Here is an 11,465-nt window from a genome sequence, read left to right as displayed (position 1 = left end):
GTGAGCCACATCACTGCACAGGCCACACCGATGCCGGTAACGCAATTGCCGCCAGCCACCTGGGGCCCGATGCGATACTAAGCCGGCCAGGCCGACTGCTGTTCCCGCAATAGTCGTGCAATGCCCGATTCGGCCAGCGCCAGCAAACTATCCAGATCCTGGCGGCTGAACACCTGGCCCTCGGCTGTACCCTGCACTTCCACGAACTGCCCCGAGCCGGTCATGACGACATTCATGTCGGCATCGCAGGCCGAATCTTCTTCATAATCCAGATCCAGGACCGCGTGCCCCTTGTACATACCGACAGAAATCGCTGCAACCCGGTCTCTTAGCGGATTGGTCGTCAATCGTCCATCCTTGAGCAACAAACTCACGGCGTCGGCCATGGCGATCCACGCGCCGGTTATACTCGCGCAACGGGTTCCGCCATCGGCCTGGATCACATCGCAGTCAATCTGAATGGTACGCTCACCCAGCTTTTGCATATCAATGACGGCGCGCAGACTGCGACCGATCAAGCGTTGAATTTCCTGGGTACGGCCGTTCTGTTTGCCGCGCGCGGCCTCGCGGTCGGAACGGGTATGGGTTGACCGCGGCAGCATGCCGTATTCTGCCGTTACCCAGCCCTGGCCTTTGCCGCGCAAAAAAGGCGGCACGCTCTCAATCACACTGGCATTGCATAGTACGCGTGTATTGCCGGCCTCGATCAGCACGGACCCTTCCGCATAGTTGGTGTAACGCCGTGTAACTGACAGCGGACGGATCATATCGTGTTCCCGACCCGAAGGACGAGCAAAGGTTAGGTTGAGATCTGCGCTGGGCATAATATCCTCATCGATTATCAATAGTTACATTGTAGTGCGCCGTGCGCATAAAATGGTCATTTGCATCACTTATAATCGGATCAGTCATCCCGTCGCTTTTTGAATCGGCTGGAACGACGCCTTACCTGGACACCTAATCTTAATAATAGCGGATAACATATGATCCACAGCATGACGGCTTTCGGCAGTGCCCGTTCCGAATTTCTGCTTGGCAGCGTAAGCGTAGAACTCAAGGGCGTCAATAGCCGCTATCTTGATTTGGCCTTCAGAATTCCCGATGAACTGCGTCATGCGGAAACTGCGCTCAGAGAACTGCTTGGCAGCCATCTGAAACGCGGCAAACTGGAAGTACGCGTCTCTTTTGCCCGATCCGGCAGCCTGCAGCAGCGCGCCTTCGAGGTCGATCAGTTAACGCTGATTAACGAACGCTACCAGGCCGCGCGCAAAATTATTCCCGATCTGGCCGCCCCAGGCATGACCGATCTGCTGCACTGGCCTGCCCCCAACGAATACAACGAGGATGACTCACCCGCGATGTGGCTGAACCAGTGCATGCAGGCGGGACGCAGCGCCCTGCAGGAGCTGATTCTTGCCCGCGCCAGGGAAGGTCAGCGCCTGGCCACTGCCATGCTTGAGGCTGCCGAAGAAATGAAAAAAGTGATCGGCACCATCGAGCAGCGGTTGCCCGGTATTCTTGACGAATACCGCAAGAAACTGGCAGGAAAACTGACCGACACCCTGAATGCGGCCTGCCCTAACGGATTTGAGCAGATCAGCGGCGCCGAACTTTCTGCACGCATTGCTGCAGAATCGTCCCTGTTTTCCCTGCGCATTGATGTAGCAGAAGAACTCACCCGGCTGGACTCTCATCTGACCGAACTGCGTGTCATTCTCTCTTCAGGCAAGTCCGAGTCCAAATCAGCGGCCAAGTCGCTCAGCCTGGGCAAGCGCCTGGATTTTCTCTTTCAGGAAATGAATCGGGAAGTTAACACACTGGGCTCCAAGTCCAGTTCCCTGGAAATCACGCAATCGGTTATCGACCTTAAACTGCTTATCGAGCAGTTGCGTGAACAGGCACAGAATATCGAATAAACTGCGCTGCTGTAAGCCCAAGCGGCTCAGGCCGCTGGCGGCGCCTTGTCCACCCAGGGCAAATCGGGCGGCGTCAGGCGTTGCATATCCGTGTCCACCTTCCCGAAACGAGGATCATGGGCATTCCAGTCCTTTTGCGCCTGAATAATGTCGGCACGCGAACCCACAAAATTCCACCAAATCTGAAAATCCGGCACATCAATCGGCGTGCCGCCCAGCAACAACAAACGTGACTCGGCAGTGGTGTCGATGCGCACTGTATCGTTGCCCGTGCCAAGAAAAGCCACTTCATTCAATTCGAACAGCTCATCGTTGATGCTGGCCGGCGCGCCGGTAATCAGGAACAGGCCATACTCGAACTCCGGGTTCAATGTCAGCGCAATGCTATCGGCCCCCAGGGCCTCTATATCCACACAGACCAATGGCGTGAACTGACGGGTAGGGGCTCGCCGTCCCGCAAATTCACCGGTCAGCAAGGTAAATCGCGTGTTGGCCTGCATCCACTCCGGCAATTGGGGATAATGTTCAAAGGCCGGGGCAATGGGCGTTTCCGACTGAGGCAAGGCAATCCACAGTTGCACCGCATGCAGCGCATTGATGCCCGGCGGGGTCTGTTCGGTGTGTGCAATCCCGTGGCCGGCAGTCATAAGATTGACCTGCTTGCGGCGAATCAATTGCTCATTGCCCAGACTATCCTTGTGCAAGACTTCCCCTTCAAGCATCCAGGTAAAGGTTTGAAGATTGATATGCGGATGTTCTCCCACCTGCATGCCCGGGTTGCCTTCTTCGAAGCGGGCCGGGCCTGCATGATCCAGAAAACACCAGGATCCGATAGTGCGCCGCTCCCGATTGGGCAACGCGCGGGCAACGGGAATGCCGCCGACATCGGCAATACGCGGTTTGATTTTCTGAATGGTCATACCCTGCTCCTGTTAAATAAGATTAGCGTTTTTACATGGATGTTTGAAATAAGACTGGCGTCTGCATGTCCAGGCAACCGGGCACCCGCCCGGTTCCTTCCCACGCAAAGCCAGTTGCTTCCCGCGCTAATCAGCCACGTCCGACATAAGGCATTTTGGTGGCCATGATGGTCACGAACTGCACGTTGGTTTCCAAGGGAAAGTCACACATGGCCCGCACAGTCTGGGCAACATGCGCCACATCCATGACCGGTTCCACACGCGTCTCGCCGTTGGCCTGGATGATACCCTTTTGCATCCGCTGCGTCATGTCGGTCCCGGCGTTGCCGATATCCACCTGGCCGCAAGCGATATTGTAGGCACGCCCGTCAAGCGACAGAGATTTGGTCAAGCCGGTCACGGCGTGTTTTGTAGCGGTATAGGCGATGCTCATGGGCCGTGGCGCATGGGCCGATATTGAGCCATTATTGATAATGCGCCCCCCTTGCGGATCTTGCTGGCGCATGACACGGAACGCTGCCTGGGCACACAGGAACATCCCGGTCAGATTCACGTCGACGATATCACGCCACTCCTGCACCGAAAATTCGTCGACAGGCACCGGCGTACCACCCCGCCCCGCATTGTTAAAAAGCGCATCAACGCGTCCGTACTCGCGCTGCGCCGTATCAAACAGCCTGCGTACCTCCTGTTCGCTGGTCACATCGGTTGGCACCACCAATGCCCGGGTCGCGTCGACGCCGGCCGCTGTACGGGTCTTCTCCAGCGCATCGGCGCGCCGACCGGCCAGCACAACGGCGTAGCCGGTACCCAGCAATTCCAGCGCGACTGCACGCCCGATGCCGGATCCTGCTCCTGTGACCACGGCGACTTTAAGGGAGGGGGTATTCATTCTTATTACTCCTTTGAAAACGGAACCGCTATGCTATCAGGTTTGAAATAATTCCTACAGGCATGCACCGCCTCTTTTTTTCATGCTGTTTCACGCCATGCTCAATTTCAGACGTGGGTGCCGATCGTTTCTTACGCCATCACCACGACAAAAAACGTACCGGTTCAGGCAATTGCCGAAAAGTGCTGGTTTTTTTGCTATGATTTTCTTTTGCCGCCACCGTCATCATTATGCTTAAATTTCCCGGTAATGTCTTCATGATTATCGCACCCAGCGGTGCGGGCAAATCAAGTCTGGTCAATGCGCTGCTTGCCCAGGACAACAACATTTCCCTGTCCATTTCCTGCACCACGCGCGATCCACGCCCTGGCGAGCAGGAAGGCCGCGAATACTATTTCACTACCAAACAAGACTTTCTGCAATTGCGCGAGAGCGGGCAATTGCTTGAATGGGCCGAGGTCCATGGCAATTTTTATGGCACGCCACGACCGCCTATAGAAAAAGCCATCGCCCAGGGCAAGGACATTCTTCTGGAAATCGACTGGCAAGGCGCGCGCCAGGTCCGTCAGCATTTCCCGGGCGTAACGGGTATTTTTATCCTGCCCCCATCCATCGAGGTGCTGGAAACCCGGCTGACCCAGCGCGGACAGGATTCGGCCAGCGTCATCACCCGCCGGATACTGGCGGCAGGAAGCGAGATCGCGCACGCTCCCGAGTGCGAATATGTTATTATCAATGAAGATTTTGCCACAGCCCTGAATGAATTACAGAAAATCGTTGCAGCCGCCAGGCTCCGATACCAGTCTCAGGCCGCCCGGCATGCCCAACTCTTCTCCCAGCTCGGAATTTCCGATTCCGTTCGGTAATTTGACTTTAAACTTTTTTGCTTACCCGCTAAGGACAACACCATGGCTCGTATTACTATCGATGATTGCATGACGCACATCCCCAACCGCTTCAATCTGACGCTGGCTGCGACCTACCGCGCCCGCGAACTGGCTCAGGGCCATGAACCCCGTGTCGATCCCGACAAAGACAAACCGACCGTGATCGCGCTGCGTGAAATAGCCAAAGGTCTGACCGGAGCGGAAATGCTGCGTAAAGTGCCTACCTGATTTCAGGCACAGGCAGGTCATATGGGACTCAAGGACGCATCTTCCTCGCTGTTGCACGCGCTGCGTGCCGGGTCCCCTTTCCGCCGACGAAACCGCAGGCAGTCTGCACAGGCTGCCACCTCCATTGCCAGCGCGTCAATACTGCAGGACGACGAGCAGCGCATCCCACCCCAAGCTGTTCCCAATAGCGCCACGCGCCACGAGCCGGCCATCGCCTCGCTGGCTCATTTGACCGAAATGCTGTCTACCTATATGGACAGCAAGGAAATCGACAAAGTACGGGAAGCCTATCGCTTTGCCGATCAGGCGCATCTGGGCCAGTTCCGCTCATCTGGTGCACCGTATATTACCCATCCCATTGCGGTTACCGAAATCTGCGCCGGCTGGAAGCTGGACTCCAACGCGCTGATGGCGGCGCTGCTGCATGATGTTATCGAAGACCAGAACGTATCCAAGGCAGAGCTTGCAGAAAAATTCAATCCGGACGTAGCCAACCTGGTTGATGGCCTGACCAAGCTGGAAAAACTCAATTTTGCCACCAAGGCAGAACAGCAGGCCGAAAGTTTTCGCAAAATGCTGCTGGCCATGGCCAAAGATGTTCGCGTCATTCTGATCAAACTGGCCGACCGGCTGCATAATATGCGCACGCTGGATGCCGTGGGAGCGGAAAAACGCCGGCGGGTGGCCAACGAGACGCTGGAAATCTACGCACCTATTGCGCACCGGCTGGGCTTAAATGCCTGGTGCGAGAGTTGCAGGATCTGTGTTTTGAAGCCAGCAACCCGAATCGCTACAACGTTTTGAAGAAAGCCGTGCTGGCCGCACGCGGCAATCGTCGCGAAGTACTCACCCGCATTGCCGAAAATATTACCTCTGCCATGCCTGCCAATGGCATTGAAGCGGAAATCAGCGGCCGCGAGAAGTCGCTGTTCAGTATCTACAACAAGATGCGCGAGCAGAAGAAATCTTTCTCCGAAGTCCTGGACATTTATGGCTTTCGAATCATTGTGCACACCCTGCAGGAATGTTATCTGACGCTGGGTACCATCCACCAGCTGTATCGTCCGGTGCCGGGCAAGTTCAAGGACTACATCGCCATCCCGAAAATCAATGGCTATCAGTCCCTGCACACTACGCTGGTCGGCCCCTACGGCACGCCCATCGAGTTTCAGATTCGCACGCGCGACATGGATCACATTGCCGAAAAAGGCGTCGCCTCGCACTGGATGTACAAGGAAGACGATATCTCGCTGAATGATCTGCAAAAGCAGACCCATCGCTGGCTGCAGTCATTATTGGATATTCAGAGCCAGACCGGTGATTCGGGCGAATTTCTTGAGCACGTCAAGGTCGATCTGTTTCCAGATGCCGTCTATGTGCTGACGCCCAAAGGAAAAATTGTTTCGCTTCCACGCGGTGCAACGCCGATTGATTTCGCCTACGGCATTCATACCGACATCGGCAATCAGGCGGTCGCGGCAAAAATCAATGGCGAATTTGTCCCATTAAAAACTGAAATCAAAAGCGGCGATACCATCGAAATTGTCACCTCGCCCGCATCGGAGCCCAACGTACAGTGGCTCAATCATGTACGCACCGGTAAGGCGCGCTCGGAAATCCGTCACTTCCTGAAAACCGTCAAATATGAAGATTCCATTCATTTTGGCGAGAAAATGCTCAAACAGGCCTTGCAGGAACTGAACATCCCCCTGCCCGACGCCGACAATGCCGAATGGGAAAAACTGGCACGCAGCTCAGGCGCATCCTCGCGTGAAGAGATTCTGGCCGATATCGGCCTGGGGCGCCGGCTGGCCGCCGTGGTCGCCCGCCGCTTTGCTGTCGAAAACGCCATGCTGGCCACCAGTGCCGCCGTTATTGACGAGGTTTCCATTGCTCACGCCGGGATGATCTTCATTCAGGGTAACGAAGGCCAGGCCGTACAACTTTCCGGTTGCTGCAGCCCCATTCCCGGTGACAGCTTGGTCGCACTGATCCGCCCAGGGCATGGGCTGGTGGTTCACACCGATGACTGCCCTACCGCGATGCGCCTGCGTTCCCGGGAACCGATCGCTGGGTACAGGTTTATTGGGACGAGGAAACCGCCTCTCACCTGCCGGTGCGCATGGAAATCGTTATCCGCAACGAAAAAGGGGTGCTGGGCCGTATTGCCGCGCAAATCTCGGCGGCTGACTCCAATATCCTGACCATGTCCATGAATGAAGATGCCCAGAATCTGGCCGTGGTGCACCTGACGATCCAGGTCCATGATCGCAAGCATCTGGCGCGGGTATTTCGCATGGTCCGCCACGTATCGCAAGTGCAGAAAGTGGCACGATTGAAAGTCAGACCAAATCAGGATCCGGTACTGTAGCGGCAAGGCGACCCGAGATCAGTGTAATCTTCTGATCACAACGCGCAGCCAGATTCTGGTCGTGTGTGACCAGCACCAATGTCGCGGCCTTCTCCCGATTCATTTCAAACATCAAATCCGCAATACGCTGGCCGGTTTCGGTATCCAGGCTGCCCGTCGGTTCGTCTGCGAACAGGATCGCCGGACTCACCACGAAAGCACGAGCCAAGGCCACGCGCTGTTTTTCACCTCCAGACAGCGTTTTGGGATAATGATGCATGCGTGATGCCAGCCCGACCCGCTCAAGCATCTGCTGCGCAGCCTCCCGCGCCGGCTGGCCCTGCAGTTCCAGCGGAAGCATGACGTTTTCCAGGGCAGTCAGGTTTGGTAGCAGCTGAAACGACTGAAACACAAAACCGATATTCTGGGCACGCAGCACGGCGCGGGCATCTTCGTCCATCTCAAAAATATTGCTGCCCATCAACCGTACCTGACCCGAAGATGGGGTATCCAGGCCGGCCAGAATACCCAACAGCGTTGATTTTCCTGATCCGGAACTGCCTGTAATGGCTAATGTTGCGCTGCGTTCGAGCTCAAAGGAAATATCATCTAAAATGTCCAGCGTACCGGTTGCCTCGGCAACGTGTTTTTTCAAATGAGAAACTTCAATGACAACCTCTGCGTCCATGATTCGTGTTCTGTCCATTCTGATAAGTCTGTGGGTGTTTGTCTGGCCGCAGGCGACCAAAGCCCAGGAAAAACCGGTATCGGCCAACGCACCCGTCATTCTGGTCGTGGGTGATAGCCTGTCTGCCGAATATGGTATCAGACGCGGTGCTGGCTGGGTGCAGTGGCTGGCGGAGAATAAAAAAGAAGCGCTGGGCAATGCAAAACTGGTCAATGCCAGTATCAGTGGCGATACCACCGCAGGAGGACGCAGCCGCCTGCCCGCACTACTGAAAAAACATCAACCTGCCATCATGATACTGGAACTGGGCGCCAATGATGCGTTGCGCGGCCTTTCGCTTGAAGCCAGCCGTGACAATCTGCAAAACATGATCGATAGCGCCCAGGCCGTCAAGGCCGAAGTGGTGCTGATCGGTATGCAGATTCCGCCCAATTTCGGGCCTGATTACGCCCGCCAGTTCCAGCAGATGTTCGGTGCGCTGGCAAAAGAAAAGGACACCTATCTGGTGCCCTTTCTGTTTGCTTCATTTGCCCTGCAACGGGATATGTACCAGGATGATGGCATTCACCCGGCTGAACAGGCCCAACCGCTAATGGCTCAAACGGTTTGGCCCGTGCTGGAAAAAGCGCTTACTGATTACCGGCAGCGTCGTTAACTACTTTGTCCGCCTCCGGATAAACTTTGACGTCGTGCGTCTGGCGAATCAGGCGGGTTACGCTCTGTGCTACCTGCCCACCGGTACCGGCGATCATTGCCTGGCGCAGATACTGATCGAACATATTGCGAGCTTCGGCTGTTGGCTCGGTCACTTTCTCGATCTGGGCAATGGCATAGCCATTAGGCAGTTCAAAGCCGACAAAGGCAGGCAGATTGTCTGCCGGTGCGTTCATGATCGCATTGAGCATGGCCGGCGGCAACTGCGATTGCGTCAAGCGGCTGATAGTGGTTTCCTTGCCAAAGCCGGTCAGCTCGCCCGGTCCTTTTTCCTTGAGCATGGCCAGTTCGGCTACGCCATCTTCACTTGCCTGCTGTTTACCTTTTTCATCACGAATGCGATTTAGAACGGTCTCACGGACGTCGTCCAGCGCAGGAACCGCGGCCGGCACGTCCTTGGCCACGCGCACGACCATCAGCTCGGATGGAGAAATCTCGATCACCCCGGAGTTCTTTTTCTGCTTGAGTACTTCGTCGGAAAACAGCGTTTCCCGAACCCGGCCTGATTCAAAATAGGCGGCATCCTTGCTGTCAGTCGCAGCATTCTCACCCACTTGTTCTTTTGTCAGCAAAGCTGTCTGGCTTACACCGCTGACATGGCGAATGTCCAGCTGGAGCGCATCGGCCAGCGGTTGCAGGGAGTCACGCTCCGTGCTGGACAGCTGAGTCAATTTGGTAGAGAGGTCGGCAAATTTTTCAGAAGCCTGCTGCAGCGCAATTTCCTTTTTCAGGCTTTCCTTCAGTTGCGCCAGCGGTTGAACCTGGCCAGGCTCGATATTGGCAATCTGCAGCACATGCCAGGCGTTGTCGATTTTAATCGGATCGGTAATGCCGGGGGCCTGCAGACCAAAAGCGGCATCGTCCAGGGGCGCTATATCGCCTTTGCTCAAGGTGCCCAGACTGCCGCCCTGATTTTTTGAACCCGCATCGTCGGAATAGGTTTTTGCCAGCTCGGCAAAGGACTCTGGATTCTGCTTGGCCTTTGCAGCCACTTCAATGGCCTTGTCCTGAGCTGCTTTCTGTGCGGCCTCATCGGCACCGGCAGGAATCTGGATCTGGATATGATTAATCTGGCGCCGCTCTTTCTTGGTGTACTTGGCGATGTTTGCCTTGTAATAGCTTTCAAGATCGGCGTCGGAAATCTCGCCGACGGTTTTCAGGGCTGCATCCTGATTCAGGACGATGTAGTCCACATTGACATACTCAGGTACCTGCAGTGACTGCTTGTTCTTTTCGTACCAGTCGGCAATTTCCTGGTCGCTGACCTGTACAGATTGTTCGTAGGCCGCCGCCTCGAAGGTCTTTAGCCTGACCGTGCGCTCCTGCGTCATGGCCGTTTGAAGCAGCGCCGCTGTTTGCGCAGGAATGCTTACAGTACTGGCAACCGGTTCGAGCAATTGCGCAAATGCCAGGCTCTGGCGCACATACTGTTCATAGTCAACGTCGCGGATATTGCGCTCGGCCAGAAACTGGCTGTATTTCTGAAAAGAATATTTGCCGTTGTCCTGAAAATCGGGGGTGCTGGCAATGGCCTGACGCACCATATTGTCAGTCGCATTGAAATGCTGGTCCAGCATTTCCTGCTGCAGCACCTGATTGTCCACCAACTGATCAAGCCAGGCCTGACGATTGGCCGGGGTATCGACGGCATTGATGTTGAAATTGCTGCCATTTTGTTCGCGCAGCTGGTTCAGACGCTCACGCCAGGATTGGTCAAACTGCGCCTGGGTAATGTCGTTTTTCCGGACCGAAGCCAGTTTCACGTCATTATTGGTAAACGACTGATAGTCTGCAACACCTAAAAAGACGAAAGAAGGCACGACCAGAACGAACAGTACAACGAGCAATAAACGTTTATGCGTGCGAAAGGATTCTAGCATTGTGTTCCCGACCAAAATGAATGTCTGATGCGAAAGCGAAACGCCGCCCGATGGCAAAGCGATTCAGAATAACCGCTTATTTTAAGCGCTTTTTCAATTAAAATAAAACTTTAGCATCAATTCAGGCAATTGGCTGGCATGAGGCTGCAGCGTGCATTGCGCCAGCCTGCATGCGACAATACCTGCTGTTGCCCCTTATTTCACGCCCCCTGGTGCCTGCATGTCTTCGAAATCTCCTATCTCCTGGCCGTATCCCGCCGTTATCGCACATCGCGGCGGTGGCTGTATCGCTCCTGAAAATACGCTTGCCGGCCTGCGCTGCGGCTACGACCATGGCTTTATCATGTCGGAGTTTGACGTCAAGCTCAGCGGCGACGACGTATTGATCGTGCTGCACGATGATACGGTGGATCGCACCTCTGACGGCACCGGCGCGGCCGCCGGCATGACATTCAAAGCCCTGGGTCAGCTGGACATGGGAAGCTGGCATTCGGCCTGGTACGCCGGGGAGCCGCTGCCAGCCTTCAGTCAGTTTGCCCGCTTCATTCTCGAAAACCGCCTGCTGTGCAATATCGAAATCAAACCGTGTCCTGGTCGTGAAGTGCAAACCGGCGCCGCAGTGGCCCAGGCCGTTACACAATTATGGGCAAATGGCGGGGTCGCCCCGCTGGTTTCGTCTTTTTCACGCGAAGCGTTGGCTGCATTTGCACGCGATGGCGCCGATGTGCCAAGGGCGTTGCTGATCGACACCCTGCCCGACGATTTTGAAAGCACACTCGAATCACTGGCTGCCAGGCCATCAATCTGAACCAGAAATATCTGGACGAGCCAACGATCGCGCGGATCCACGCCGCCGGCTACAAAGTATGCGCCTATACCGTCAATGATTTCCGTCGGGCCAAACAGCTACTTGCCTGGGGCTGCGATGCCATTTTCACGGACGAACTCGTCCGCATTCCTGCCGATCTCGGCGCCTATTAAAGTATTGCC

General features: G+C 55.5%; 9 protein-coding genes and 2 pseudogenes. 6 read left to right on the top strand and 5 right to left on the bottom strand.

The window, feature by feature from the left end:
* Nucleotides 1–77: 77 nt before the first annotated feature.
* On the bottom strand, nt 78–824 hold the full coding sequence (gene rph, locus TKWG_RS09180; protein ID WP_041709267.1) for a ribonuclease PH: 747 nt from the start codon (nt 822–824) through the stop codon (nt 78–80).
* A gap of 159 nt (nt 825–983) precedes the next feature.
* Between rph and TKWG_RS09175 the strand changes: the two genes are divergently transcribed.
* On the top strand, nt 984–1,916 hold the full coding sequence (locus tag TKWG_RS09175; RefSeq protein ID WP_014750565.1) for a YicC/YloC family endoribonuclease: 933 nt from the start codon (nt 984–986) through the stop codon (nt 1,914–1,916).
* 26 nt (nt 1,917–1,942) lie between these two features.
* On the opposite strand, the gene TKWG_RS09170 is transcribed toward TKWG_RS09175, so the two are convergent.
* Together TKWG_RS09170 and TKWG_RS09165 are read right to left on the bottom strand one after the other, a co-directional pair.
* A complete protein-coding gene (locus TKWG_RS09170; protein WP_014750564.1) occupies nt 1,943–2,836 on the bottom strand; it encodes a pirin family protein in 894 nt (297 codons plus the stop codon).
* Between the two features lie 130 nt (nt 2,837–2,966).
* Nucleotides 2,967–3,728 carry an SDR family oxidoreductase gene (locus TKWG_RS09165; protein WP_014750563.1) on the bottom strand — a complete coding sequence of 254 codons (762 nt, stop codon included), beginning with the start codon at nt 3,726–3,728 and terminating at the stop codon, nt 2,967–2,969.
* Between the two features lie 257 nt (nt 3,729–3,985).
* Here TKWG_RS09165 and gmk point away from each other — a divergent pair, with 257 nt between their 5' ends.
* The 3 genes and pseudogenes from gmk (at nt 3,986) to TKWG_RS09150 (ending at nt 7,214) form a co-directional block, all read left to right on the top strand.
* On the top strand, nt 3,986–4,594 hold the full coding sequence (gmk, locus tag TKWG_RS09160; protein WP_014750562.1) for a guanylate kinase: 609 nt from the start codon (nt 3,986–3,988) through the stop codon (nt 4,592–4,594).
* A 42-nt stretch (nt 4,595–4,636) separates the two neighbouring features.
* On the top strand, nt 4,637–4,843 hold the full coding sequence (gene rpoZ / locus TKWG_RS09155) for a DNA-directed RNA polymerase subunit omega (RefSeq protein WP_014750561.1): 207 nt from the start codon (nt 4,637–4,639) through the stop codon (nt 4,841–4,843).
* 237 nt (nt 4,844–5,080) lie between these two features.
* Nucleotides 5,081–7,214: pseudogene (locus TKWG_RS09150) on the top strand (RelA/SpoT family protein).
* On the opposite strand, the gene TKWG_RS09145 reads toward TKWG_RS09150, so the two are convergent.
* Nucleotides 7,186–7,881 (bottom strand): ABC transporter ATP-binding protein, encoded by a 696-nt coding sequence (locus TKWG_RS09145; protein ID WP_014750560.1) that lies wholly within the window; start codon nt 7,879–7,881, stop codon nt 7,186–7,188. The pseudogene TKWG_RS09150 and the gene TKWG_RS09145 sit on opposite strands and share 29 nt — an antisense overlap.
* Here TKWG_RS09145 and TKWG_RS09140 point away from each other — a divergent pair.
* Complete coding sequence (locus TKWG_RS09140; RefSeq protein ID WP_014750559.1) at nt 7,880–8,536, top strand: arylesterase; 657 nt, start codon at nt 7,880–7,882, stop codon at nt 8,534–8,536. The two genes, TKWG_RS09145 and TKWG_RS09140, sit on opposite strands and share 2 nt — an antisense overlap.
* Here the strand turns inward: TKWG_RS09140 and TKWG_RS09135 are convergent.
* Nucleotides 8,511–10,475, bottom strand: coding sequence for a SurA N-terminal domain-containing protein (locus TKWG_RS09135; protein WP_014750558.1), 1,965 nt, complete (start codon nt 10,473–10,475; stop codon nt 8,511–8,513). The two genes, TKWG_RS09140 and TKWG_RS09135, sit on opposite strands and share 26 nt — an antisense overlap.
* Nucleotides 10,476–10,695: 220 nt before the next feature.
* Between TKWG_RS09135 and ugpQ the strand changes: the two are divergent.
* A pseudogene (gene ugpQ, locus TKWG_RS09130) lies at nt 10,696–11,456 on the top strand (glycerophosphodiester phosphodiesterase).
* Nucleotides 11,457–11,465 lie beyond the last annotated feature (9 nt).

Origin of the sequence: Advenella kashmirensis WT001 (genome assembly GCF_000219915.2) — a bacterium.
In the GTDB taxonomy this organism is placed as follows: Bacteria; Pseudomonadota; Gammaproteobacteria; order Burkholderiales; family Burkholderiaceae_B; genus Advenella; species Advenella kashmirensis.
This window is presented reverse-complemented; position numbering and strand designations above follow the sequence as displayed.